The following is a 25,291-nucleotide window of genomic DNA, read 5'->3' as shown; positions in this document are numbered from 1 at the left end:
TTTTATATATCGACTTTGGAGCTTCTAATGTTTAAGCATATCATGTTATTTAGCAATATGGTACATATGGGTGGACATAGTCCTTAAGCTTCGCTGTAGTCTCTGGGCAATCTCATATTACAAACATAGTGAAAAGTATTGACGTTATCTATTGTAGGTATCTGATAGGAATTGGGTTCCTGGGACCTATTTTACAGCTTGGAATAATAGTAAATTAGTCGTTGTCATCCCATATAATTCTTGATATATTAAGTTTGTTTCGTATTTTCGACAAATTTACGACAATAAGGAGGTTAGCGCATGAGAGTACACGTTACCGATGCCAAGCCAGGAGATCGCCTCAAATCCGATACATACAATGGGCACGGTGTGCCTGTCATGGTTCAGGGCACCGAGCTACAGCATGACGATATTTCCAAGCTCATTATGCACGGTGTCGATTATATCGACATTGATGCCGGTTCTGCGAGCATTCCGGTTGACTTTGCCCCCGATGTTCCAGCTTCCCCCGAGTCCCTCAAACGTGCCGTTCCTCTCATGGAGCAGACGATCAGTGGCTTTGAAAGTATGTTTCTCGAAGCTTCCTCAACTGGCAAATTTGATGAATATCGAGTTGATGAGCTGTTCGGCCCTCTCGTTTCAGAGCTAGCTCGTCAAAAAGATGTCGTATCTCTGCTGTTAATTATGGAACGGGGAGATCACTATACCTATAATCATTCTCTCCAAGTAGGCGTACTGTCATATTACATTGCCACATGGCTTGGGTATACGGAAGAAGAAGCATATGCCGCCGGTAAAGCTGGATATTTACATGATATAGGCAAGTCCATGATACCCGATGAAATTTTGAACAAACCGGATAAACTGACACCTGAAGAATTTCATGAAATGAAGAAACATTCGCTATATGGCTATGATATTATTCGCAATTCAACCAGCGATGAGATTTCTGCAATTGTCGCCTTACAGCATCATGAGCGTGAAGATGGAAGTGGATATCCCCATGGTCTGTTCAAGGAAGAAATTCATCCTTTTGCCAGCATAACAGCTATTGCCGACGTGTATAGCGCGATGATTTCCAATCGTGTGTATCAGACGAAGCAGGAGCTACTCACCGTATTACGCGAGCTGCACAGCATGAGTTTTGGACATCTAAACCCAGAAGCTACCCAAGTGTTCATCAGACACATGCTTCCTAATTTCATTAATAAGCAGGTTCTGTTGACTACAGGTCAGACAGGAACGATCATTCTGAACAATCCTGCTGATTACTTCAGACCCTTAGTAAGAATTAACGATGATGAATATGTAGATTTGTCTAGGGAACGCCATGTATCCATTGATGAAATTTATTTGGAATCCTGATCCGCTACTGCCTCCCGGCGTTACTTCGGTGGAACGAAATGTTTTGCCGAAGCACAGACTACGCGAATAAAAAGAGACTGTCCTTGATTCGTAGGTTCTTCTACGAAGGACAGCCTCTTTTTAAGTTACGGATATTAACCTTGTTACTATCTTTATTTATGGTTTAATCCTAAGTGGTAAGATCGTGTAGCCCTGGACTATGTTCATTAGGCAATTCGGGCATATACGGAAGAGGAAAACCCTCAGGAGGATCTATTACACTCAAATCCCCACCGTTTCTACTTGGAGTTTGCCCATTGAATATTTCCCCAATACGGGTAGAATCCAATCGAAAATTAAACTGCGCATTGTGAAAGCCCATCTCAACATACTTCCGGCATTCTGGATACTTGTTAATATCGTAATTTGGAACCGGGAACAATTTTCCCCAATCAACTCCAAGTGTCTCTAACGCTTTGGCAAACGCGTTTTGATGAGCATTATCCCTCACAATCAAAAAAGCCAACGTTTCCCGGAATGTTTTGTTCGAGCTCATTTCGTAAATTCGGGATTTTTGCAGAACCCCTGTAGATTCGAGTACGAGATTATCAAGCAAATCACTAACCAGATTCCCGTGGGAATAAACATAACTACCTAGCCAAGGATTCCCACTTGCATCAACAGGTAAGGAACTTTGGGCTCCCAATAATAAAATGATGAGGATTTGCGTGTTTTATCGCCTCATCTAAAGGAGCATGATCCATTCCCGCATCGCCGGCTTGGTCTGCGCCTGAGCCAGTCAGAAGTTGATTTATAGTATGTTGGACCAGTTCAACATGACTAAGCTCCTCTAGAAAAACTCCTCGTATCAAAACTGCACAGCATTACCACGAAAATTATTACTTTGAAAGAAAAACTGCATCATAGTACGCATTTCTCCGAATCGACCACCTAACACTTCTTGAATCACTTTAGCAGCAGGATCGGGCTTATCGGGTACTATTAAGTTAATTAAATCTTCTTTATAAAAATACAATTCAAATACCCTCCTTAGACTCTTCATTTTAAAGTGAAACATAGGCTTCCCTCTTTAATAATTTATATACAAACCAAACAAACAGAAAGTTAAATATAAAGACCCGTATCGATTTTTGTGATGCTGCTCCTCGTTTTATTACATCTTGAAAAGGTTAAATACAGTTAGAATTCACTAAGCTGCTTTAGCTATAGGAGGAGTAAATATGTTTAGACATCAAAAAGAGTTGCAGTTTGAAGTGAAAGTAGAGCGCCCTGATCCTCTTTTTGCCCGGCAGGTACAAGAAGTTTTGGGAGGGCAATTTGGAGAAATGACCGTAATGATGCAATATTTATTTCAAGGGTTTAACTGTCGCGGTGATGAAAAATATAAAGATATGCTGATGGATATTGGAACTGAAGAAGTAGGGCATGTGGAGATGCTGTGTGCTTTAATTAGTCAACTACTTGATGGAGCTAAACCAGAAGATCAAGAACAAGCTGCAAAAGACCCTGTTACAGCTGCCATAATGGGGGGAATTAACCCGCAGCACTTGCTAGTCAGCGGTCTAGGCGGATTGCCTACTAATTCAAATGGAGTTCCATGGAACGGCTCTTATATCGTCGCAAGTGGCAACCTTTTGGCGGATATGCGATCCAATTTGCACGCAGAGAGTCAGGGTCGATTGCAGGTAGCAAGGCTATATCATATGACACAAGATGAAAGCGTCAGAGCTACACTACGGAAAATGCTAGCACGTGACCGCTATCACCAGTATCAATGGATGGCGGCAATCCAAGAATTAGAAGAGAAAAACGGTGTTGTGGTTCCGGCTTCTTTTCCCCCTGAGGCAGAACAAGAGTCTCAGCCTGAAGCTTATGAGTTTTGGAATTTGTCTGAGGGCGAAGAATCTAGTGAAGGTTTGTGGGCAACAGGGAGTGCGCCGGATGGAACCGGGAGCTATGTATACATCTCAAAACCAGTTGCCAAAGGACAAATCTATAATGCCAAAATACCAGCAACCGAGTTACATCATGACTTAGACCATAAAACTTCAGATAAATAAACAAGTGGCAGACAAGCTGTCCCAACATTAAAGAATTGCTTATTGGTGACACTGACCATAAAAATGTTACAAAAAATATATACTTAATATTCGAATAAGGCGGCTTATCATAAGGTATAAAATCATAGCCGATCATAAATCATGAAGTACAGAATTAATGTAAGTCTAAAAGCCCTGCCGACCAATTATGGTTAGCAGAGCTTTTTGATTTCAAAGACGATGCTCTCATTCTGTATGAGCAGATGTCTATAACCATCATTTGTGTTACCTCAGCTTCGGATCAAACCACCGTTCATTAAATAAGAGGTGCCTGAATCAATGTTGCAAAATTAAACTGGTGTACATGACCATCATTTAATGTAGTTTGGCCCGTAACAAAATGTACATGCTTACCATTTCCGACTGGAATAGCGGGCCCTGTTCTAATCCTTCTCAGATTATGAAAATGGTTCACGAAATCAGTTTTGGTAAGATCAATTTCATGGACATGACTTCTTCCAACTCGAATCGCTTGCCCAGTAACACCTGCAAAGCGGTGGTTATGTCGGTCTGCACCTTCTTCGGCCAGTTTGGTGCTACCTTCAAATTCATGTACATGTCTCTGTGTCTGCTTAGAAGAGAGGGTTTTCTTCTTCACTCCAGCTCTGTTCTTCTGCATCTGTTGGCATGCCTCCTTATGTTTATGTCACTCACAACATCCTATTAAGCAAACATACATAAGTGCTAGGCAACTATCTGCAGTCCTAAGCATAATTTTTTTTTTGTAGTAGAAAGAAGGCTTATGGACTTAGGTATCACAGAAAAAACAAAAGAAGACGAACTTAAAAAGTTCGTCTCCTATACTAGCAGGAAATCCGAGTCGGCATAAAATCGGCATGACTCGGATTTAACAAGCTTAAGATTACTTCAAAAACTCGTGACACCAAGGGTTAATGGATTTTAACCGATACTGCCTTCCATCTCGATTTGGATTAGGTGCAAACGAAACGAGAATCCGCTTAATTACAGGATGTATGTATTTGTGCGCACAGCTAAATTAACGATTTTTCTTTAGTCTTCAAAGCTTTCGGTATCATGGATGGTATCACATTTTACCGAAAGCCTAAATTTTTTCTTCTATTATATATGATGTTTCTTTGGCGATTAACATTCGCCTTTCTTTTCCTCATCCAATACCTCCTTTAGGACAACTGTTAGACTTGCCCCCCACCCAGAACCAAAGCAGCTCGTCGGCCTGTAGTCATTTCTACTATGTATTTACGCAAACTACTTTCCGAATTCACAAGGGCGGTTAAAACAACCTCCTTTCAATATTGATCACCTGACTCTAGAAATAAGCTATTTTCATACTCCAGTAGCCATTATTGTTTTACTAAGAATGTCTCTAAGAAATTCCCTAAAAATCATTATCAAGTATTTTGTAACATCATCATTGGTCAGCAATTTCAAACGATGATCTTTCCAGATGATCTTGCACGTCTGTTCTTCCGTTGAAATTCTTACATAACGCCTGTCACGCTGTACACTTCCATATTTTTTATAATTATACTCATAACAAGCGGCTCGTAATATCAGTAGAATCAGATGTAATAAATTCAATATGCATCTATGCATCACCTCGTTAGATTTATTTATAGACAGGTTATCCGAATTCTTCTCATGTAATTAGACCTAGAAAAATATTCCTATGTTTGATAGACTACTTTTTATGAAGCAGCAGAGTTCCAGGAAAGGCAGGAGTAAAAAAGAATGCTCTGTGATAAATGTGGGAAAGAAATACCCAAAGGAAGCGCCTTCTGTAATTATTGCGGAAGGGAAGTAACTATCAATACAGCACCGCAAGAAAAAACATCCGAAATTAGGAATGATGGTCCGATTCCTAAAGAGATCAGCTATAGAAAGAAAATTATTATCTCAATTGCTCCATTTCTTATTTTATGCCTTATTATCGTAGGCTTTTTAATCGCAGCTCCCTATATCAGTTATATTCAGGCCAAGTCATTAATGAATAACGGTGAATTTGACAAAGCAACTCAAGCCACCTTCACCAATTTGGATGGGTACAAAGATTCCGATGAGTTGATTAATGAAACAAATTATCTAAAGGCACAACACCTTCTAAAAAATAAAGAATACGAAAAGGCTATTGAATTGTTTATCAATTTAGTCAACTACAAAGATAGTGTCAAGCTAAAAACAGAATCAATATACTTACTGGCAAAGCAAAATTCCTCCCAAGGTAACTACGCTTCGGCAATTGAATTACTTGAACCAATCCAAGATTATAAAGATTCCTCTAATTTACTGAGAGAAGCGAATTATCGGGAAGGAGTTAAACAATTTAGGGCGTATAACTTTCGTGAAGCAAAAGAATTATTCATGCAAGTAAAGACTATCAGGACTCAATACAATATTTGACTCAAGCTTCTTTGTATAATAGCTTTCAAGGCATTTGGGAAGATGAATCAGGTTACGAGAAACTGACTTTTAAAAATGGAGAAGTAACCAAGGTACTCTCCTTTAATTCTCAAGATGAAAGCACTTATACCTGGCCTGTTATCCTAATTGGTACAGAATTACATGCTGATAACGGCACAATTTATTACCTAAAGAATGACAAGCTTATTTCAAAGGATGAAAGCCTTGGAGTCAACACCTTCACCAAGATTGGATATTACGAGGATATCCCGCCCGAAAAACTCGCTCCCCAAATTGGTATGTCTGAACAGGAAGTAACTTATTCAAAATGGGGACTACCCAAACATATTAATAAGAACACTACTACTTACGGTGTAAACGAACAATGGGTCTATGATCATTACAAGTACATCTATTTCGAAAATGGAGTCGTAACAGCAATTCAAGATTAGTCCACATGCGGAGTCTTCGGGAGAAATCGAAGGCTCTTTTTACTGCTCAAAAATCCATTGTTCGAAGAAGGCTCAGTGAGCCCGTTCCTTTTTAGGGGACTATACAATAGCTGATATAATATCCTCTAGCTTAATCCAACTAAAATCATCCTCATCACGAAATAGTTTTACTTCACGTCTAGCGGTGTTTATTGATGTAACCACACCTGTTAACTCCGCATCGTCAAACGGACTGAAAACAACCACTGTCACAGGCTGACGTGAATTGTAAGACTCTATTAGAGCATGCTCGATTAATTGTACCTCTTGGTCATCCAACTCCGGTTTACCGCGCCGCTGACGGTCTTTCATTAGCTTCAGATAAGCCTCTTTATGCTCTGGTATGATAATGCGACTGCTTTCCCATAATCCGTTATCTTCTAGTTTTTTAGACATGTATGTAGCCTCCTGATGTAATATGTTCAAATTATATCCCGAACGTATGTTCCTTACAAGGGCTTTTGTTTTCTACTTCTAAGACTTTTGTTCTAGAAAATTATTCCTAGGTCATATATACTAATTTTACTATAACATTACCAATAGATAGGGGTTATGTAATGACTGCAATTGCTGTGATTGCTTTGCTGGCTTTTTTTGTGTTTTTTGTTTTGTGGGCTATAGCTTTAATAAAAAAGAACGGCAAGGCTAAGAAAATGTTTCTCTTTGGTTTAGGTGCTTTCCTAGTATTTATTATTGGAATATCAGTCGCTGACACTCAGAAACCAACCGAAACTAATTCCAAACCGGTAGCTACCACACCTGTTAAAGGGAACGAAGTTACTACTGAACCAGTTCAAAAGGGACAGACTGATGCTAAAAAAACATTGATTGACACATCGCTTCCTTTTGATAAGTTTTCATCTGCTCTCTTTGCATTGCCAGTATCCAAGCAAGGGGAAGCATTCGACAGTGTAAGAAATCAAGTTGTTTCATGGTCAGGCGTTGTTATTGAAGCTGGATCAAGCAGCCTTTATGTCTATGGTAAACCAGCAGATTACAACGGTGAATCATGGTCAGATATTAGCGCTGAAAAGAAAAAACTCGGGGATGTTATTGTTGTAAAAGTTTCAGATCGTTCAGAATTAAATGGTCTTAACCAGGGGGATATAGTTACCTTTAAGGGTGAACTTGGTTCCCGTGGTGTTAAGGGAGAAGCCCATTGGAAACTATATAACGGAAAAATAGAGGGTCGGACAGTAGCAGAATCGCCAAACCTCGGAATTATTACCAAAGCTAAATATAACAACATTAAAAATGGAATGACTTATGAGGAAGTTGCGAAAATTATCGGTGGTCCCGGTGAGGCTGTTTCAGAGGTTGGTGAAAAAGGAGACGAATTTTATACTGTAATGTATTCGTATAAAGGTGAAGTCGGACCTGGTGCAAATGCCGTTTTCACATTCCAAGGCAACAAACTACAAGCAAAAGCACAATTTGGTCTCGAATAAAACAACCCCGGAGCAATCCGGGGTTGTTTTATTCTGTATAGTACCTATTTGCAGCCAGGAGGCGTAACGATCTTTTGATCGCGATCCCAGCCCTCTATTATCATGATGTGGCGGGTATCGCTCTTGTTATCCCATGCAATATTGTTGTCTTGTTCCAAAGCCAGTAGCCCCGCCTTTATGTCCTCTGTGCGCCTTCCTGTCTTTATCTCAGGGTTCTATGCTGTTGGCAGAAAAAAGGTACAGACTCCTCATTTTTCATGAGTAACTTTACCTTTTGCAACAAAGGGACTTTTTCAATCGCCTCTGATATGTTCCACGAGGTATTTCATAGTTAAAGAAACTTTTCACATACTTAAAAATCAATAAGTAAGATATCCATTTCCCCATAAAGGACTTAGTTCTCCCACATTACCGATTCTTAACTTATATGTTCCTGGCTTAACATTGTAAAAAGTTCTTGTTGTATTCAGATTAGTAAATGTCCCTGGAACTGAAATTATTTGCTCATGACTATTATTTCCCCACCCCACTAATTGGTAGCTAACAACAGGATTGTAACGACTATCTTCTAAATATTGAACTAATGTAATATTTACATTTCCTCCGGAAATATTGAATGCCTCATCTGATATAGTATAGCTGTTCACACCATTTAACGTGTAATAGTAAATTGATTGAAGCGATGCTTTTGATTCTGCTTCTCTGTAGACATCTTTGTTACCGGCTCAGCAAATGGAGTTACAGATTTTATGTTGTATGTTGCGTCTGTTGAGGCTGGAACTACAGCATGACTAACTTCAGAAGCAAAAGCTGGGGTCACCATGGTGACAGCTAGAATAGACGTAACGGCAACAGATAATAATTTTTTCATAATAAATCCCTCCAATTAATTGAATTTATGTAACACACGAATCGTATCATAAATATAGTATGTAATGGGGTTTTAGACAAAAGAACAGATAACTTTTCAATTTTTTGTAAAATTATACATATAATAAACCCCCGTTTTATGATAACAACAACCACTATATTAATAGAGGACCATTCAGCAACCGTTAAGACTATATACCTTTAAGATTGGAATAAAATAATAAACAACAAAGGACTCCATACTAGTTACATACCAGCGGAGTCCTTTGTCACATCTACTCTAAATTCAAACTGATCAACGAAAAAAGCTCTGCCGACCAATTAAGGTTAGCAGAGCTTTTCAATTTATCTAGAGTATTCACTTACTTCAAACGTTAAGGATTTTTTAATATTTAATTATAGCTGATCCTGCTTTAGCCCACTCTTTTGATTCTAATTGAATCCATCCATATACTTTTGAATCAGAGGTGATTTTTTGTTTTATCAGAGAAAGGTTCTCATAGCTGGAGGAACCGTAAAGACTCCCTGTTTTTGGGGCAATTTTTACTGATAACGTATTTTCTATACTCGGTGTATTTTCATCACTTGTCCAGGCCAAACGATTATAATAATTAGCATTAAAAGGATTTTCTAAACCATTAATTGAAAATTTCACTCTTTTCCCTATAATAGATACATCTGTATATGCCGTGTCATCTTTAAAAATTACCGATTGTGATAAAACTAATTCTTGATTTGAAGATTTTTTGTAAGTGTCAAGCGTTACAGTTGCTGCATCTGCAGAAGCTGACAGCGGAGCGATAACTGAAAACAAGAGAGCGATTGTGGAAAAACATAAAGTAGCTTTCCTTCCTAATTTCATACTCATTTTTCTGTCCCCTCCTTCTTTTAATCTTCATCAATAAACATACAGCTTAATAACTGTCAAAGTAAGGGGAGTTTTGTCTGACATGAAAAATACACATTTGATTAAGTGCCTTTTTCGCGTCACTCTAAATTCAAACTGATCAACGAAAAAGGCTCTGCTGACCAATTAAGGTTAGCAGAGCTTTTTACTATATATAGATAAATCAAACTATCCCCCCAGTTGATTCACATAACAACATCATTTAATGGTACTTAGTGACTATGTACACAGATGTGCAGATTAATTATAATTATTTTTGTAGTTAAATTATAGAAAGAAGTGATTTAATTTGAAAAGATTAATGAGTTTTGGTATCGCCACATCATTGCTTCTGTCACTAAGCCCTGCTGCTTTTGCACAGGATTCAATTTCAGCAAATCAAACTGATAATGGTTTCATTAAAGTGATTGAAAATACTGAGAATCAGGACGGGCATGTTATTACTCCTTTTGATGTTCAATTGATTAATCCGATACATCACACTGGAAAAGGAGCATTTGAGAAAACCTTCACCATGATCCCTGAGAATGGAGAAGACGCCAATGTGTTCGTTAAAGATAATGGAAGTTCAACAGTTTATGTAGAGATTAAGAAAGCAGGTTCTAGCACCTCTATAGACACTTCGGTTTCACCTGGTAGTCAAAAGACCTTGCAAATTTATTCCCAAAGTAAAAACTCATATAGTGTATACATTTACACCCAAGACGGTTCCCAGATGGACCTCAATATAAGCGCAAGACAGTTCTAATTAATGTACAGAAATTACTAAGTGGCTTCATATACATCCGCCTCACATAAAACAGAGAAGGACTCTATCGGCTATATACCGTTGGAATCCTCTTTCACATCTACTCTAAGTTCAAACTGGTTCCGTATGTAATAAGCTCGGCAATCTTAACCGAATCAGTCGAAAACTTTTCTATAGTGCCACCATAGTCTATAACCGATATCAAATCCTCTCCCAATGACTGAACAACGTACACCTTTACCTGGCTTAATGCAGCTGCAAATAATTCTATATCCGACTTTAACACTTTATATGTTTGGTTCATGCTGATCACCTCATGTTGTAATACGTTCCACCTTTTCTGAAGTACCTTAGGTTATTACTTTAACCTCATCTCCAACGATTAAAATGCCATATTCATTTTCCTGTACTCTGACTTCTTTCCGATCCGATCCTTCAAATTGGCATGTAATAAAATATTTTTTTGTTGAAGAATTCTCCACCCAGTCTACTCGTTTATCAATTATTTTTGCGATTCGTTCAATTTTGGGTTGTTTTAAATTTCTAGCATGTTCTCGGTTTGAAGATATTATAATAGGCACAAAAACAACTAATATTAAACCGATCATGGTAAGAAAAATTTGAAACGCTTCGAGCATATTTTATTCACTCCTCAAAATTATATAGTATTCCATAACATAAAAACACCCCACCAACTTAGCCAATAGGGTGCCACGGCGCTTCAAGATGTGTTGTTATCAGTACGCAAGTAGAACCTCAATGCTTATTAATTGCCAACAACTCTCTCGACCTTTGAAAATGTACCTTGCTGAAGTACAATAACTCTATCTCCAACAATAGTTACTCCGTATTCAGATTCAGGTGCTTCAAATTCTCCTCTTTCTCCATCTTCAAATTCACAGGTAAAATAGTAGTATCTAATCGAACTGTCTTCCTTTTGGTACATTCGCTTATCAAGTACCTTAGCCACACGGGTCACAATAGGTTTCTTTTTGTTGTCGATGTCTTCCCATGTTTGCATTATAATCGGTATTATACAAAAAACAGAAAAAGCACCGATAACAAAAATCCACAAAATAGCTTGTTCTCCCATATATAAACACTTCCTCCTAACATACTCAAGATCTAAATGTTATATTATTCCTTTACATTATTACAGTTTATAAGTTTCATATTTAAAATCCCTGTATGATTTATAAAATTATACACTGCATTACTAAATATAATATCGGAAATTGAACTGTTTAATTTGATATCCTTCCAACGGCAAACAGAAAAACCCCCCACCAGCGTATGCCAGCAGGGTATCACCGATGCTTTCGGATTTATATGGAGAGTATAATCGATTTGGGTTATTTTGCAAATATCTTATATGTATGTTTCATGCTGTTAACCTCAAATAATGATTCGGTGAATGTTTAGACAATCCTTCAACGAGATACTCAATAACTACTTATCTGACATAATATCTCAATTACATCTTATTTTGATACTTCAACAAAAAATTGAAGTAAGAAACCCAGAAATATAAATAACAATCCTACAATTGCAAATTTTCTACTTTTATATGCCTTCTTCTTTCCATCTGTTAAATCAGCGTATGTTCCTGCTTGCGGATCTACACATAACACATCAATTGCCATTATCACAGTACCTAACATATTTAAAATTAACCCAGCTATATTCATAAACAATTCCACTTCCTCTTCCTCATATTCCTTATTTGGATTCAGCTTCTTCTTTTACTATCTGTTTGAAATCTCTTATATTCCCTATTTTATTCTTTGCAGTATACCAAAAAAAATCGTTTTTACGTGAAAATATAAACCTATCACAAAACATACCTGTGTAGCTATTTAAAATTGCGAGCGTTCTTCTTGAAGGAATAATTCCAGAAGCAGGATGGACTTGCTCGAAGCGTCCTAAAAGCATCACTCTGCTACTTAATGGAATGCTCACTTCTGTTCCCATAAGTCCATACCCTGGAGAAGAATATATCCCTCGATCTTTATCTTCTACCCAATGTAAGCTGACAGGATTATCAGAACAGATAAAATCCCCTAATGTTGGAGGACAGTAAACAACACTCCAGTTTCTATCAATTAGAAAAGGTATGATAGCATCAATCGCAGTAAGTAAGTATTTCATATGTGTATTATTATCAAGCCTAATGGAATGCTCATCTTCAAATGTAACCTTACGTCGTTCTTTATTGGTGATATTATCCATGTATGTTTCTTCCATCATGGTTTTATGATATTCAGAAGCGGAAGAATCCATTTCAACAAATAGTTTCTGTAACTCTTTCATAGGTTTTGAAATCACTTCGCGTCGAGCAGGTGTTCTTTCAGCCAACAAAGCTATATAATTCATTAACCATATGTATTCATCGCCCATCGGCATAAGTAGTTTTTCACATACACCTCTTATTATAGGGCCTACCTTGTCTTCAATTTCTCCAAATATATCCTCAAAAATATCAGGCTTGACTTCTGGATAATGAACCCTATATAAATCTCTTTTGTGGGCAACTTCACGGATTTTTGACTCCCACTGACCACTATTTAGAGAGTCAAAAACCCACAATCGGCTATTTATAGTTCCATCCTTAGTAAAATTAGCAAGATGAGTTTGTGGAATAAAATGATGTTTTCTTTTCAATTTAGTGTTATACAAAAATTATCATCCCTTGTTAGACAGAATTATTCTAATGGAGCCCCTTTATAGCTATAAAGAGGCTCTTGCTAATTATGAAAACGCTACTGTATAGTTAGAAGGAAAAATCATCCTTTCTGTCGAATCGTTTGTAAAATAAATCTTAATTTAATTCATTTTTAATCAATGTGAGGGGTTCATAATAATGATTTTTTCAAATTTAGGGACAATAGTTAAAGCAGCAAACTTTTTAGATACTAATATAAGTATGATTGAAAAAATGGAGAATAGATATAAGCTAAAAAGAAAAGTAAGTAATTGGACAGTAATTCCCATTTCAATGGTATTGATAATTGCAGTATCGTTCTTTTTATCAAAATACGTAAATGGTTATTTAGCAACAGTATCAGCTTTTCTCATTTATATTACTTTTACAATAATTTCTACAAGGAAAATTAAAAAAGAGAATATAGAAATGCCTAGAAGATACATATTTATCATTATAACTTTATGGCTAATAATGGTCTATTTTTATATAATAAATTTTTCATTGGAATTTTATCGAAACCAAAAATCTATTTTCTCCCAATCATTTTTGTTATTTCTTATGGTAATTTTCATAGGGTATGTTCTTTCATACTCATTTATTGTTATGTTAAACGAACTACTTGAAAAAACACTTAGTTCATTTTTTAAAAATGTTTACTTAAACATTGAGATGATAAATGGAGAATTATTAAATGCTAGATTAATTACCATTACGAAAAAAGGTGACTTTATAGTAAATATGAGCACGATTTAATAATAGCGAAATATTATTAAATCGTGCTCATATAGTAAAAATAACTTACTTTATAGAAGAACGCCCTTCTGTTAATTAGGACGTTCTTCTTGCACCTATTTGCTTACTGTAGCTGTATTAGTTTTGTCGTTCCAATTCACTGTAGCGCCCCACGCCTCGCCCACGGCACGTAGCTGAACATAGGTTTTGCCATCGATCATCTTAACGTCAGCGATACCCTTACCGTTTACAACCACGTTAACCTTGTCCACTGTCTTATAATCTCTAGTGTCTGCGACAGTATTTTTGAACAGAGCCCACTCTGCAATTCTACGGCGTGTCAGACCAGCCAACACCTTCCCGCCAGCCTTGTTATATTTCGTGATGTTGGCGGCAATCTGCGCCACCGCGCGTCCTTTACAGAGTGTTCTCAGACTTCCGGCCCCGCAGTTGTAACAGAGTGAGCGCGTTGAACTGGCTTTGCGTGAGCTGGTCGGTTACCGGGACATAGGCCGGGTTGTTTACATACGCCTCGCATTTGGATAAATCCTCCACCAGCATAGCATCGGCCTTGGCTTGTGTTATGGTCATACCTGCTTTAACGTCCGGTCCGTAATGCCCCCAACCTATGGTCCAGTACGTTTCGGTCGGAACAGCTTTATAAGCTGTCAAGCGGCAACCCTCGAAGTTCTTAATTAAACTAAGGCCCGCTTTCGATATTTTCCGCATTACTTGTCAGCCCCCTTTTTCATTTGCTTGACCAACTGATTCCCGTACACGGCGAATGCTCCAGCAAGCACGCCCTGAATGACTGCCTGCGGCCCCCAATCTTGAATCCAGACCGTTAGGATCACAGCAACACCCGTGACGATATATACAATGCTCCAGTTCGGCACTTTAGGCGTTTGCTTGATCCCTATACCAATAACCCAACAAACAGCTACAACGATTAACAATTCAGGGCCGATTAACGACCATACTGTATTCCAATCCATTGTTAAATTCCTCCCGTTTCTTCTTTTCGATCAAGTCGTTTATGAGCCTGTTTCGCTGATTCTTCAACCCGCGTAACCCGTTCGGATAAGGCATCAATCCTTTGCCCCTGCACCCGCTGTTCGAGCCGAATGTCGTCCACGCCGCGCTTGATGTAATCAACATCCGCACGCTGCAAAGCTTCCGCTCCCGCCTCTTGAATGATGTCTTGCCACATTGACCTGCTGCGCCCGGCCCAACCTAAAATAATCCCACTAATCGCAGCAATTAACGAAAAAATAACTGTAATATCCATCGTGTCCCCCCCGTCTCTGCGTTCAGGAAACTTTTCCTGAACTATCATCATCTGTTTTCTGATCCTTTTCCTCTTGAGCCTGTATCTCTGCTAGTGCATTTCCTACAGCTATATCCAATCCTTTAAGTATTTCCTTCCGGCGCGCTGGTTGCGAAGCAATGACAGCAGAAATTACCTCCGTCAATTCTTCAACCGGCCTTGTTAGATCCAGTTGTATATCCAATGCAGATTTTATTTTTGTCACTTTTATAATCACCTCCTTGGGACGCCAAATAAGCCCCTGAGTTATCAGAGGCTTTCATACTCATATCTTAAATTACTTCTGTTGCTATAACGCTGCGGATTTTAAAGGGAAACATTGTTCTATTTATCCCCAATAAACGCGAATCTAAAATCACTACAGATATTAGAGTTACAGAATAATTTATGGTAATATTAAACCATCAGCTGAAATTTATTAAAGGAAACAATAAAATGACTAAAAGTAAACTTATTCTCTTTATATTGTTTTTTTACATAGGCTGGACAATTAAGGAACTAACATTCCATCCAAAAATATCTGATTTGAATCTTTATTTGATATCATTCTTAATAAAACTGATTTTTTGGATCGGGCTGGTATTCATTTATTTCGTATATATCGATCGAGTAAGGTTGCAACAAATCATTGACTACATAAAATTAAAACAAAATATTATCAAGGGAGTATTTACTGGCGGAATTATTGGATTATTATTGGTAGTAATCGAGGTTACTATCTTTAATGGTTTTAGATTTGACATAGGAATCAGATGGATCATTACACCATTAGCGGCATTTTCTGAAGAAGTGGTGTTCCGGGGATTCGTTATGAATAAACTAAGAGACCATCGGGTAAAAGGATATAGCTTTATACAAGCGATACTTTTTATGGGGATACACTTTCCAATAGGTATTATTTCAGGATATTCACTTCTTAACTATGTGACCATATTTCTCGTAGGATACATTCTTGGATTTATATATAAAAAGACTTCTTCGATATGGGCTCCAACGATTGCACATAGTGTCTATAATATTCTTATTTATTTAAGGCAGTGAAGGTACCTATTCCTTTTAGTGCGTCAATCCTTTATGTTTTTGTACGTTGATAAATATTTATATAAAGCTAACGGGACACAATAACTCAATAAACATGAAGAGACGGCAGCCGATAAAGTGGCTGCCGTTTTCTGAACTAATAGGCTTAAATCTAAACTCTAATCGGAATCCTAAGACGATAAAATAATTAAAAAGAGTTGGCACTGAATTAAGTAAGAAAGCCTATAAAACAATTATTTACCAAGCCTTCTTAGAATAAAGAACGGTGGGTACTAGGCGCCAATTTGACTATTTTAAAAATTGATTTGTTTCTAATTTTAAAGCATTATATGATGGTTTCAGACATCGATGTACTATAAAAAGAAAGAGAAGAAAAAATGAAAGCTGAAATTGAAAAAATACCTTCTTGTAGAATTGTATACATGAGACAGATTGGTCCTTATGGAATTGCAAATTCACAACTAATGGAGAAATTTAAATACTGGGTAGAATCTAATAAATTATTTAATGATAAGTCTATTATCCTTGGTATTGCCCAAGATAATCCTGCATTTGTGAAGCCGAAAAATTGTCGCTACGATACATGTTTGGTTCTTCCTGATGATTACTGTGTTAATACTGATGAAGTAAGTCTGAGCAACATTAGTGGAGGAAGATACGCTGTTTTTAAAATAAATCATACAGCAGAAGCTGTTCAAAAGGCTTGGACTGAAATATTCCTGGAGTTGGAAAATCAAAGGTTCAGCTTAGATGAAACCAGACCTATCTTGGAGCGATATACAGTTGAACTTATTAATAATCATTATTGCGAAATTTGCGTTCCGATTCAATAAACGTATTAAGGCATAGGGTTATTTCTATTATTGAAGGCAGTCTAATACTAATCCTCTTTTATAAAAGTAAAAGCCCTCTGTTTATGGTATTATCCCCTTCTAGTAGACAAGAGAAAAAACACACCTGGTAAGATGGACTTAACTTGTTGAACGGAGGGGATTTTTCATGGCTAAAAAGGGACAATCATTCCGGCAATACTCCTTAGATGTGAAGATGGAGGCAGTCCGGTTGGTGAACGAAGAACATATGAGTATTCGTGAAGTGACGAAACACTTGGACATTCGTAATAAATCCCAAGTGCAAAACTGGGTGATGAAATATCGAGCGGGGGAGAACCTCCAGCCAACGACCACAAGGCAGGGACGACCCAAAACGAAATTTTCCAGTATGGAAGAAGAGATGGCGTATCTACGGGCGGAGATTGAATATTTAAAAAAGCAGTATCCAAATCTACACAAGGAGTGACGAGGAAAGAAACAAGGTTTGAAATTATTGAGGGAATGCGAACACGATATTCGTTGAAATGGTTACTTGAATTAGCCTATGTATCTCGGGCAGGATATTATAAATGGAGAAAGACTCAGCAAACAACCCAGCAGCGTAAGCAAGAGGAAGAGCTCCTAGAATTGCATATGTTGTCGATCCACCGGATTCACCCTTATTTTGGTTATCTGCGTATGACCGTTGCTTACGTAGAGAAGGTATCTTGGTCAACCACAAAAAGGTGTACCGCCTAATGAAGGAATTAGGAATCCGTTCCGTCATTCGAAAGAAGCGGCGCTTTTTCGGCAAACAGGCATCTGTGGTAAATGCCCATCGATTAGATCGACAATGTCAGGCAGATTCTCCTTTATCCAAGCTGGTTACCGATATTACATACATACGAGCTGGAGAGCGGTTTGTATATCTCTCTGTCATTCAAGATCTGTTTAACAATGAAATTGTGGCTTGGCGTCTTTCGGAACGAAATGACCTTGCTCTAGTTAGCGAGACGCTAGACGTTCTAAGTAAGAACGTGAACATGGAGGGTGTCATTCTCCATTCAGACCAGGGGTTTCAGTATACCTCCAAGCCGTTTAACCGCAAACTTAAGCGGCTTGGAATGCTTGGAAGCCATTTAAGGCGTGGAAATTGCCTAGACAATGCCTGTATAGAATCCTTCTTTTCCCATCTTAAAACAGAGAAGATTTATTTAACGAAACCCGGAACCCTAGCGGAGGTAGAACAACACGTACGGGAGTACATTTCATTTTATAATGAAAATAGATTTCAGAAAAAATTAAACAACCGTTCCCCAATTGAATACCGAGAAACGGTTGCCGCTTAAAGATGTCTTTTTAGTTCTGTCTACTTGACAGGGGTATGACCAGCATCGGGTGGCTTAAAAAAACTTTATATGACTGATCGTTACTATTTAATAGTAGGGTTAATAAAATCTACGATGCCAAAACCGTCTCCTGTTATTTCAATGTCAAGTTTATGAACCCCTGTTAAATTAACAGTTAGATTTTCTTGGACACTTCCTCCACCCAAGGAAACTTGCTTTAAAACTTTCCCATTTTCATTTTTAAAAGAAATATTCCTTAGTAATCCAGATTTACTGTTGACAATCCAATCATCATAAGTATCGAGTTAAAACTTTGTCTCTCATATTGTCTATAACTTCATTTAACATATTGTTCACCTCAATTAAATCTGATAAAATTAAATTCAAAAAATCAGGAGAGAAACATGAACTTTTTAACAGTACTTCTTATGTGTATTCCGCTTTATGCTGCATTCAGAGCTTTTATAATCACTCGTGATCCAGAAGCAAAAAAAAGAATCCCAAAAACGACACTAAAAGCTCTAACCTTTTTTGCTTACTTTATATTTATCGTTTTGGGATTTTTTATAGTTACAGAAGGTATAGAATACCTCTCTCAGTTATAATTGAATTGGTAGTTGCAAGTAGTTTTATAAATCTGAAGGGTTTTAGAGTACGGGGGTAAAGGCTGTTATGCCTCAACCCTCTTCAAATATTCCGTAGCAAATCCTCCGTTGTACCCTTCAAGCCGCACAACCTCCGAACCACACAAGTCCCAAGTCCCAAGGCTCAGATTCTACTGTCCATACCTTATCCTTGTACTTCTCCTTACTGGCTTCATAGCAACCGTGTATTACAACCTGATCGCCCTTTTATAGCTTATATGTCCGTTCACTCACCTTTACCTCCTCCTTGAAAAGCAGAATAACTTTGGTAGGGATCAGGGATTTCAACCTTTACAGGCGGTCGATCATATACAGCCAGGGTCAATCCTTCGTCGTGGAAATAGTTCGGGTTAAAGTTGATCCCACTCTGGCGGCCGGTTCAATTCAGCGAGTGCGACCGAATATTAATTTCATAAGACGTGAGGATTTTGACCATCGGGTTAAGGGTCTTGAGCATCTACACTACCAGGAGTTGGCTAGATTACTGTTTTACACGGGTTTACGAGTAGGAGAAGGACTTGCAGTAAAGTGGTCAGATATGGACTTTGAAAAGAATCTGCTCCACGTAAACAAAACACTTGATATAATCACACGCAAAATCACTACGACCAAAACTAAGGGCAGTGTAGGTTATGTTCCGTTTCCTGCCTTTATAGGCGAAATGCTGGAACGCATAAAAAAAGAATCCGCAGAGAAAAACTACGGATTCAATAATGATATGTTTGTATTCGGTATAGTGGCCCCATACCACTATTCACACTTTCGCAAACATTTTAAACGCGTTTTTCCTGAACTGCGAATTCATGACTTACGTCACAGCTACGCATCTTACCTGATTAACAAAGGTGTATATATCTATCTCGTAAAGGAACTGATGCGACACGACGACATCAAGCAAACAGCCAACACCTACGGGCACCTTTACGTCGAAAGAAAGCGTGAAGCAATGAGCGTATTCGACTAATCGGTATCATGACCAATAAATAAAACCAAGAATAGCCGATACGCTTAGCTGTTCCGTTAACCAATACTACCTTCCATTTCGAACTTGATCAAACGATTCATCTCAACCGCATATTCCATCGGCAGTTCTTTTGTGAATGGCTCAATAAAGCCCATAACGATCATTTGCGTTGCCTCTGCTTCAGTCAAACCACGGCTCATCAGATAGAACAGCTGATCTTCCGATACCTTGGAAACCGTTGCTTCGTGCTCAAGCGTGATGTCATCATTCATGATTTCATTATAAGGAATAGTATCTGAGGTTGATTGATTATCCAAAATCAACGTATCACACTTGATATTGGATTTTGCACCTTGAGCCTGACGACCGAATGAAGCTAATCCGCGATACGTTACTTTACCGCCGTGCTTACTGATCGACTTGGATACAATGGTGGACGTGGTGTCTGGTGCTAAGTGGATCATTTTCGCACCTGCATCCTGATGCTGGCCTTTGCCTGCAACAGCGATGGACAGGACCATCCCTTTCGCTCCACGGCCTTTCAATACAACGGCTGGATACTTCATCGTCAACTTGGAACCGATGTTACCATCGACCCATTCCATCGTTGCGTTTTCTTCTGCAACCGCACGTTTGGTTACCAGGTTATAGATGTTTGGTGCCCAGTTCTGGATCGTTGTATAACGAACGCGTGCGTTCTTCTTACAAATAATTTCGACCACGGCACTATGCAGCGAGTTCGTGCTGTAAATCGGAGCCGTACAGCCTTCTACATAATGCACAAAGCTGTCTTCGTCAGCAATTATGAGCGTACGCTCAAATTGACCCATGTTTTCCGAGTTGATACGGAAGTAAGCCTGCAATGGAACTTCACATTTCACACCTTTTGGTACATAGATGAAGCTCCCGCCTGACCATACCGCACTGTTCAGTGCTGCGAACTTATTGTCCGCAGGAGGTACAACTGTTGCAAAATACTCTTTCAGAATCTCAGGATGCTCACGCAACGCCGTATCGGTATCCATGAAAATAACGCCCTGATCTTCCAGTTCCTTTTGCATACTGTGGTAGACAACCTCGGATTCATACTGTGCGGATACACCAGCCAAAAACTTTTGCTCCGCCTCAGGAATACCCAGTTTATCAAAGGTTTCTTTAATTTCCGTAGGAACCTCTTCCCACGTCTTTCCTTGTTTCTCGGAAGGTCTTACATAGTACTGGATATCGTTGAAATCCAGTTCATCCATATCTCCGCCCCAGTTTGGCATTGGCATTTTTTCAAACTGCTTCAGTGCCTTCAGACGAAACTCCAGCATCCACTCTGGCTCATCCTTAATTTTGGAGATTTCCTTTACGATTTCCGGAGTGAGACCCTTACCTGTTTGGAAAATGGACTTGTGCTCGTCACGAAAGCCGTATTTATACTCTTCCATTTCCGGTGCTTTCTTGGCCATGTTTCTCAAACCTCCTCTGTTCTATTTAAATTATTTATCTTCATCAATCCCTTTGCGCAGCGCGTTCCAAGCCAGTGTCGCACATTTGATGCGGGCCGGGAACTTATTTACGCCTGACAAAGCTTCCAGTTCTTCATAATCATCAAATTCGACGGCTTCCCCCTTCATTAAAGAAGAGAAGCGGCTTGCCATATCCAATGCCTGATCAATCGTTTTTCCTTTGACCGCTTCTGTCATCATTGAAGCTGAGGACATACTAATCGAGCAGCCTTCACCAGTAAAACGGGCATCTTCGACCACGCCATCTTTCGTTTTGAGTTGAAGGGAAATCCGGTCACCACACGTAGGATTATTCAAATCCACCGTAACGGCATCATCCTCAAAACGTCCGCGATTGCGCGGATTTTTATAATGATCCATAATCACGCGTCGGTACAAGTCATCAAGTTGCATCGCCAAAATACTCCTTTGTTTGGATTAAGGCGCTAACCAGAGCGTCGACTTCTTCTTCCGTGTTATAGAGATAAAAGCTAGCACGTGCAGTTGCACTGGCTTTCAGCCAGCGCATCAATGGCTGGCAGCAATGATGTCCCGCACGTACAGCCACCCCTTTGCTATCCAGTACAGTAGCTACATCATGCGGATGCACATCATCCAGGTTGAATGTTACGAGCCCAACATGACGTTCTGCCGGTCCGTATATCGTCAACCCCTCCACTTCACGGAGACGTTTGAGGGCATAGTTGGACAAACGGCTCTCATGCTGTGCAATGGCGTCCATTCCGATGCTTTCCAGAAAATCAATAGCAGCTCCCAAACCAACAGCTCCAGCGATAATCGGAGTTCCACCTTCGAATTTCCAAGGCAGCTCCTTCCATGTGGATTCATACAATCCCACATCGTCGATCATTTCCCCGCCGAACTCAATGGGCTCCATATTTTCCAGCAGCGCCTTCTTGCCGTACAGTGCCCCGATCCCAGTAGGCGCACACATTTTGTGACCCGAAAAGGCATAAAAGTCAGCATCGATGTCTTGCACGTCTACTTTCATATGTGGTGTGCTTTGTGCACCGTCTATAACGATAACTGCGCCTTTGCGATGCGCAATAGCTGCAATCTCTTTGACAGGGTTCACAACACCAAGCACATTGGAGACATGCGCAATCGCTACAATTTTGGTGTTTTCTGTAATAGTATTCTCCACATCAGCAAGATCAACGCTACCATCCTCTTGAAGTGGAATATATTTTAAAGTTGCGCCTGTGGCTTTGGCTACCTGTTGCCACGGAATCAGATTACTGTGATGCTCCATTTGTGTGATGACAATTTCATCACCCTCCTTACAGTTAGCTCTACCATAAGAAGAAGCCACCAGATTTAGCGCCGTTGTTGTTCCGCGTGTAAAAATAATTTCCTGACTGCGCTTGGCATTCAGAAAGCGAGCTACCTTCTCCCGCGCACCTTCATAAGCATCCGTCGCCCGGCTACCCAAGGTATGCACACCACGGTGAACATTTGAGTTATCATATTCGTAGTAGTGCTTGATCGCCTCGATGACCGCCAGCGGTTTTTGCGAAGTAGCCGCATTATCCAAATAAACCAGCGGATGACCGTTAATCTCCTGATGTAAAATCGGGAATTGTTCACGGATCAATGCAGTATTCATTGGCCTAACTTCCTTTCAACAAGGCTTTGCAGCTGATGTTGAAGTCCTTCGAGCGGAATCTCAGATACGACAGGTGCCAAGAAGCCATAAATAATCAGACGCTCAGCTTCTGCACGGCTAATCCCGCGGGACATCAAGTAATACACTTGTTCACGGTTAACCTGACCAACCGATGCTGCGTGACCTGCTGTTACATCATCTTCATCAATCAGCAGGATTGGGTTAGCGTCACCACGAGCTTTCGGGCTGAGCATCAGAACACGTTCTGTTTGCTGACCATCTGCTTTGGTAGCACCTTTTTCAATTTTTGTAATTCCGTTAATGATGGAAGACGCTTCTTCACGCATCACTGCGCGCGTAATCATCTGACTGGCGGAATTTTTGCCGAAATGCTGTGCTTGTGTCGTATAGTTCAGCTTTTGTGAGCCGGAACCTACAGCAATGATCTTGGCATCCGAATTGGAGCCATTGCCTTTGAGCACGGACATGGTATTGCTTGCTGTATTGCCGTTGTTCATTTCGCCCACAATCCATTCGATAGCTGCGTCATTTCCCAACGTGGCACGACGAATTGAAATATCCGTTACTTGCTCTCCAAACTGATGGACTGTCGCATAGCGAACTTTAGCCCCAGCATTTGCAACAACTTCTACCGCACCGTTATGAAGAACAGGTGCCGCCAAATCCGCAGATACATAGTTGTCTACGTACGTCACGGAACTATGACTTTCGACAATAAGCAGCACATGCGGCGCAAACGTTGCAGTCGCATCGTCTGTCAGGAATACAGCTTGAAGCGGAACGTTCAGTTCTACATTTTTAGGCACATAAGCAAATACTCCACCGTTCCAGAGTGCTGCGTGCAATGCAGATAATGAATTCTCTTCTGCCTTAATCACTGTGTTCAGATGAGCTTTAACCAAATCAGCATGCTCTTTAACCGCTGTTTGTAAATCCGTGAAAATGACGCCTTGCGCCGCCAATTCCTCGCTCAGCTTCACGTATACCGCGCCGGAGTTGCGCTGAATAATCAGACCGCCCTCCTGTTGCTCTTTGACCAGATCAGCAATGGCTGCAGGAACCTGCCCTACCGATGCAATGACCTCGCTCTGTTTATGTTGACCGTAATCGTTTAATTTCCAACGTTCGATTTTTGTTTTTTCAAATACCGGAAGCTCCAGTTTGCCTGCAAGCTCAAGTGCTTTTTGTCTGTCTTCAGCCAGCCAAGATGGCTCGCCGTTACGTTCGGACAGAACACGCAGTTGCTCGGAATCTACCGGAAGGATTGTTTGTGTTGTCATCAGTTTTCCTCCTCGCTTCCGGCTTACGCCTCTTGTCCTACAGTTTCATCAACGATACCCAGCTCTTCCTTGATCCAGTCATAACCGTCTGCTTCCAGACGCTCAGCAAGCTCAGGACCCCCGGATTTAACGATACGTCCTTGCATCATTACATGTACATAATCTGGTTTAACGTAGTTTAACAGACGTTGGTAGTGAGTAATCACGAGGAAACCACGATCTTCGGAACGCATGGCGTTCACACCGTTAGCCACGATTCTCAAAGCATCGATATCCAGACCGGAGTCGATTTCATCAAGAATGACAATTTTCGGATCAATCATCATCATTTGCAAAATTTCATTCCGTTTTTTCTCACCACCAGAGAAGCCTTCGTTCAGGTACCGGTGAGCAAACTCAGGGTTCATTTCAAGCTCTTTCATTTTGCTTTCCATTTGACGGATAAACTTAATCAAGGAGATTTCTTGTCCTTCTTCACGGCGCGCGTTGATCGCACTACGCAAAAAGTCGGAGTTCGTTACCCCTGCAATTTCACTCGGGTACTGCATCGCCAAGAACAATCCTGCACGTGCACGCTCATCCACTTCCATATCCAGCACGTCTTCTCCATCCAAAGTTACTTTACCATCTGTGACTTCATATTTTGGATGACCCATCAAAGCAGACGCAAGTGTACTTTTACCCGTACCGTTAGGACCCATGATGGCATGGATTTCTCCGCCCTTCATTTCGAGGTTAATACCTTTCAAAATTTCCTTGCCTTCAATGGTCGCTTTGAGACCTTCAATCTTAAAGTTTGTAGCCATATTCGCAATACCCTCCAAAAAATGTAGTGTGGTGTCGAAATCAGAAAGTATATTTAAACAGGGGAGCCCCCTGATTTCAAGTAATATTTAAAAATTTATTTATAATCATTCTAAACTGATTCTCAATGATTCTCAAGTTATTTTATAATAAATATCTTGAAGGGTGCAACCAACAGACACACGT

At 39.7% G+C, this 25,291-nt stretch carries 29 protein-coding genes and 4 pseudogenes; 12 read left to right on the top strand and 21 right to left on the bottom strand.

Annotation, left to right across the window (positions count from 1 at the left end; translation table 11 throughout):
• The first annotated feature begins 300 nt into the window (after positions 1–300).
• A complete protein-coding gene (locus tag NSS94_RS08595; protein WP_029516590.1) occupies positions 301–1,365 on the top strand; it encodes an HD-GYP domain-containing protein in 1,065 nt (354 codons plus the stop codon).
• 169 nt (positions 1,366–1,534) lie between these two features.
• Here NSS94_RS08595 and NSS94_RS08590 read toward each other — a convergent pair.
• A pseudogene (locus NSS94_RS08590) lies at positions 1,535–2,380 on the bottom strand (manganese catalase family protein).
• 205 nt (positions 2,381–2,585) lie between these two features.
• Between NSS94_RS08590 and NSS94_RS08585 the strand changes: the two are divergent.
• Entirely contained in the window at positions 2,586–3,425 is an 840-nt protein-coding gene (locus NSS94_RS08585; protein WP_029516588.1) for a manganese catalase family protein, read from the top strand.
• Between the two features lie 295 nt (positions 3,426–3,720).
• On the opposite strand, the gene NSS94_RS08580 is transcribed toward NSS94_RS08585, so the two are convergent.
• Positions 3,721–4,083 (bottom strand): YmaF family protein, encoded by a 363-nt coding sequence (locus NSS94_RS08580; RefSeq protein ID WP_069011216.1) that lies wholly within the window; start codon positions 4,081–4,083, stop codon positions 3,721–3,723.
• Between the two features lie 1,091 nt (positions 4,084–5,174).
• Here NSS94_RS08580 and NSS94_RS08575 point away from each other — a divergent pair.
• Together NSS94_RS08575 and NSS94_RS08570 are read left to right on the top strand one after the other, a co-directional pair.
• On the top strand, positions 5,175–5,843 hold the full coding sequence (locus NSS94_RS08575) for a zinc-ribbon domain-containing protein (protein WP_069011217.1): 669 nt from the start codon (positions 5,175–5,177) through the stop codon (positions 5,841–5,843).
• Positions 5,840–6,295: a hypothetical protein gene (locus tag NSS94_RS08570; RefSeq protein WP_069011218.1), complete on the top strand. Its 456-nt coding sequence runs from the start codon at positions 5,840–5,842 to the stop codon at positions 6,293–6,295. The genes NSS94_RS08575 and NSS94_RS08570 overlap by 4 nt, the downstream gene beginning before the upstream one ends.
• A 99-nt stretch (positions 6,296–6,394) precedes the next feature.
• On the opposite strand, the gene NSS94_RS08565 is transcribed toward NSS94_RS08570, so the two are convergent.
• Entirely contained in the window at positions 6,395–6,730 is a 336-nt protein-coding gene (locus tag NSS94_RS08565) for a YolD-like family protein (RefSeq protein WP_069011219.1), read from the bottom strand.
• Positions 6,731–6,891: 161 nt separating this feature from the next.
• On the opposite strand from NSS94_RS08565, the gene NSS94_RS08560 reads away from it, so the two are divergent.
• Positions 6,892–7,782: a hypothetical protein gene (locus NSS94_RS08560; protein ID WP_245231554.1), complete on the top strand. Its 891-nt coding sequence runs from the start codon at positions 6,892–6,894 to the stop codon at positions 7,780–7,782.
• Between the two features lie 359 nt (positions 7,783–8,141).
• Here the strand turns inward: NSS94_RS08560 and NSS94_RS08555 are convergent, their stop codons facing one another.
• The 3 genes from NSS94_RS08555 to NSS94_RS08545 form a co-directional block, all read right to left on the bottom strand.
• Positions 8,142–8,429 carry a hypothetical protein gene (locus NSS94_RS08555; protein ID WP_141695482.1) on the bottom strand — a complete coding sequence of 96 codons (288 nt, stop codon included), beginning with the start codon at positions 8,427–8,429 and terminating at the stop codon, positions 8,142–8,144.
• A gap of 5 nt (positions 8,430–8,434) precedes the next feature.
• Positions 8,435–8,653, bottom strand: coding sequence for a hypothetical protein (locus NSS94_RS08550; protein ID WP_069011220.1), 219 nt, complete (start codon positions 8,651–8,653; stop codon positions 8,435–8,437).
• Between the two features lie 384 nt (positions 8,654–9,037).
• A complete protein-coding gene (locus NSS94_RS08545) occupies positions 9,038–9,520 on the bottom strand; it encodes a hypothetical protein (protein ID WP_069011221.1) in 483 nt (160 codons plus the stop codon).
• A gap of 340 nt (positions 9,521–9,860) precedes the next feature.
• On the opposite strand from NSS94_RS08545, the gene NSS94_RS08540 reads away from it, so the two are divergent.
• Positions 9,861–10,307 (top strand): hypothetical protein, encoded by a 447-nt coding sequence (locus NSS94_RS08540; RefSeq protein WP_341039156.1) that lies wholly within the window; start codon positions 9,861–9,863, stop codon positions 10,305–10,307.
• Positions 10,308–10,378: 71 nt separating this feature from the next.
• Here NSS94_RS08540 and NSS94_RS08535 read toward each other — a convergent pair.
• The 5 genes and pseudogenes from NSS94_RS08535 to NSS94_RS08515 all read right to left on the bottom strand — a co-directional run bounded on the left by NSS94_RS08535 (position 10,379) and on the right by NSS94_RS08515 (position 12,968).
• Positions 10,379–10,611: pseudogene (locus NSS94_RS08535) on the bottom strand (hypothetical protein).
• A 46-nt stretch (positions 10,612–10,657) separates the two neighbouring features.
• Positions 10,658–10,945, bottom strand: a complete 288-nt coding sequence (locus tag NSS94_RS08530; protein ID WP_069011224.1) for a DUF2500 family protein — start codon at positions 10,943–10,945, stop codon at positions 10,658–10,660.
• Between the two features lie 128 nt (positions 10,946–11,073).
• On the bottom strand, positions 11,074–11,400 hold the full coding sequence (locus NSS94_RS08525) for a DUF2500 family protein (protein WP_069011225.1): 327 nt from the start codon (positions 11,398–11,400) through the stop codon (positions 11,074–11,076).
• Between the two features lie 388 nt (positions 11,401–11,788).
• Positions 11,789–12,007: a hypothetical protein gene (locus NSS94_RS08520; RefSeq protein ID WP_141695483.1), complete on the bottom strand. Its 219-nt coding sequence runs from the start codon at positions 12,005–12,007 to the stop codon at positions 11,789–11,791.
• A gap of 19 nt (positions 12,008–12,026) precedes the next feature.
• Complete coding sequence (locus tag NSS94_RS08515) at positions 12,027–12,968, bottom strand: DUF4238 domain-containing protein (protein WP_208332478.1); 942 nt, start codon at positions 12,966–12,968, stop codon at positions 12,027–12,029.
• 199 nt (positions 12,969–13,167) lie between these two features.
• Between NSS94_RS08515 and NSS94_RS08510 the strand changes: the two genes are divergently transcribed.
• A complete protein-coding gene (locus tag NSS94_RS08510; RefSeq protein WP_208332475.1) occupies positions 13,168–13,764 on the top strand; it encodes a hypothetical protein in 597 nt (198 codons plus the stop codon).
• 95 nt (positions 13,765–13,859) lie between these two features.
• On the opposite strand, the gene NSS94_RS26210 is transcribed toward NSS94_RS08510, so the two are convergent.
• The 5 genes and pseudogenes from NSS94_RS26210 to NSS94_RS08485 all read right to left on the bottom strand — a co-directional run bounded on the left by NSS94_RS26210 (position 13,860) and on the right by NSS94_RS08485 (position 15,275).
• Positions 13,860–14,000, bottom strand: a complete 141-nt coding sequence (locus NSS94_RS26210) for a stalk domain-containing protein (RefSeq protein ID WP_432420082.1) — start codon at positions 13,998–14,000, stop codon at positions 13,860–13,862.
• Between the two features lie 123 nt (positions 14,001–14,123).
• Positions 14,124–14,472 (bottom strand): annotated as a pseudogene (locus NSS94_RS08500) (lysozyme); the annotation flags it as partial.
• Positions 14,472–14,738 (bottom strand): phage holin family protein, encoded by a 267-nt coding sequence (locus NSS94_RS08495; protein WP_069012762.1) that lies wholly within the window; start codon positions 14,736–14,738, stop codon positions 14,472–14,474. The pseudogene NSS94_RS08500 and the gene NSS94_RS08495, both read right to left, overlap by 1 nt.
• A 2-nt stretch (positions 14,739–14,740) precedes the next feature.
• Positions 14,741–15,031: a hypothetical protein gene (locus NSS94_RS08490; RefSeq protein ID WP_069012763.1), complete on the bottom strand. Its 291-nt coding sequence runs from the start codon at positions 15,029–15,031 to the stop codon at positions 14,741–14,743.
• 22 nt (positions 15,032–15,053) lie between these two features.
• Positions 15,054–15,275, bottom strand: a complete 222-nt coding sequence (locus NSS94_RS08485; RefSeq protein ID WP_208332473.1) for a hypothetical protein — start codon at positions 15,273–15,275, stop codon at positions 15,054–15,056.
• Positions 15,276–15,505: 230 nt separating this feature from the next.
• Between NSS94_RS08485 and NSS94_RS08480 the strand changes: the two genes are divergently transcribed.
• The 5 genes and pseudogenes from NSS94_RS08480 (at position 15,506) to NSS94_RS08460 (ending at position 19,880) form a co-directional block, all read left to right on the top strand.
• Positions 15,506–16,111, top strand: a complete 606-nt coding sequence (locus NSS94_RS08480) for a CPBP family intramembrane glutamic endopeptidase (protein WP_069012764.1) — start codon at positions 15,506–15,508, stop codon at positions 16,109–16,111.
• 377 nt (positions 16,112–16,488) lie between these two features.
• Positions 16,489–16,944, top strand: a complete 456-nt coding sequence (locus tag NSS94_RS08475) for an AraC family transcriptional regulator (RefSeq protein WP_341039154.1) — start codon at positions 16,489–16,491, stop codon at positions 16,942–16,944.
• Between the two features lie 166 nt (positions 16,945–17,110).
• A pseudogene (locus tag NSS94_RS08470) lies at positions 17,111–18,272 on the top strand (IS3 family transposase).
• Positions 18,273–18,676: 404 nt separating this feature from the next.
• Positions 18,677–18,877 (top strand): hypothetical protein, encoded by a 201-nt coding sequence (locus tag NSS94_RS08465; protein ID WP_069012767.1) that lies wholly within the window; start codon positions 18,677–18,679, stop codon positions 18,875–18,877.
• Positions 18,878–19,250: 373 nt separating this feature from the next.
• Complete coding sequence (locus NSS94_RS08460) at positions 19,251–19,880, top strand: site-specific integrase (protein WP_256026147.1); 630 nt, start codon at positions 19,251–19,253, stop codon at positions 19,878–19,880.
• 56 nt (positions 19,881–19,936) lie between these two features.
• Here the strand turns inward: NSS94_RS08460 and sufB are convergent, their stop codons facing one another.
• Genes sufB through sufC form a run of 5 tightly spaced genes read right to left on the bottom strand, consistent with a single transcriptional unit; the run spans position 19,937 to position 25,107 of the window.
• Complete coding sequence (gene sufB / locus NSS94_RS08455) at positions 19,937–21,334, bottom strand: Fe-S cluster assembly protein SufB (protein WP_013309556.1); 1,398 nt, start codon at positions 21,332–21,334, stop codon at positions 19,937–19,939.
• Between the two features lie 30 nt (positions 21,335–21,364).
• Positions 21,365–21,787, bottom strand: coding sequence for a Fe-S cluster assembly sulfur transfer protein SufU (gene sufU / locus NSS94_RS08450; RefSeq protein WP_013309555.1), 423 nt, complete (start codon positions 21,785–21,787; stop codon positions 21,365–21,367).
• Positions 21,777–23,000 carry a cysteine desulfurase gene (locus tag NSS94_RS08445; RefSeq protein WP_029516586.1) on the bottom strand — a complete coding sequence of 408 codons (1,224 nt, stop codon included), beginning with the start codon at positions 22,998–23,000 and terminating at the stop codon, positions 21,777–21,779. Before NSS94_RS08445 ends, sufU begins: the two co-directional genes overlap by 11 nt.
• Positions 22,997–24,301: a Fe-S cluster assembly protein SufD gene (gene sufD / locus NSS94_RS08440; protein ID WP_025719242.1), complete on the bottom strand. Its 1,305-nt coding sequence runs from the start codon at positions 24,299–24,301 to the stop codon at positions 22,997–22,999. Before sufD ends, NSS94_RS08445 begins: the two co-directional genes overlap by 4 nt.
• Before the next feature lie 23 nt (positions 24,302–24,324).
• Entirely contained in the window at positions 24,325–25,107 is a 783-nt protein-coding gene (gene sufC, locus NSS94_RS08435) for a Fe-S cluster assembly ATPase SufC (protein ID WP_029516585.1), read from the bottom strand.
• Between the last annotated feature and the right edge of the window lie 184 nt (positions 25,108–25,291).

This window comes from Paenibacillus sp. FSL L8-0644, from assembly GCF_038008165.1.
GTDB lineage: Bacteria > Bacillota > Bacilli > Paenibacillales > Paenibacillaceae > Paenibacillus > Paenibacillus polymyxa_D.
Note: the sequence above shows the minus strand (reverse complement) of the source record. Positions and strands in the feature narration are given on the sequence as shown.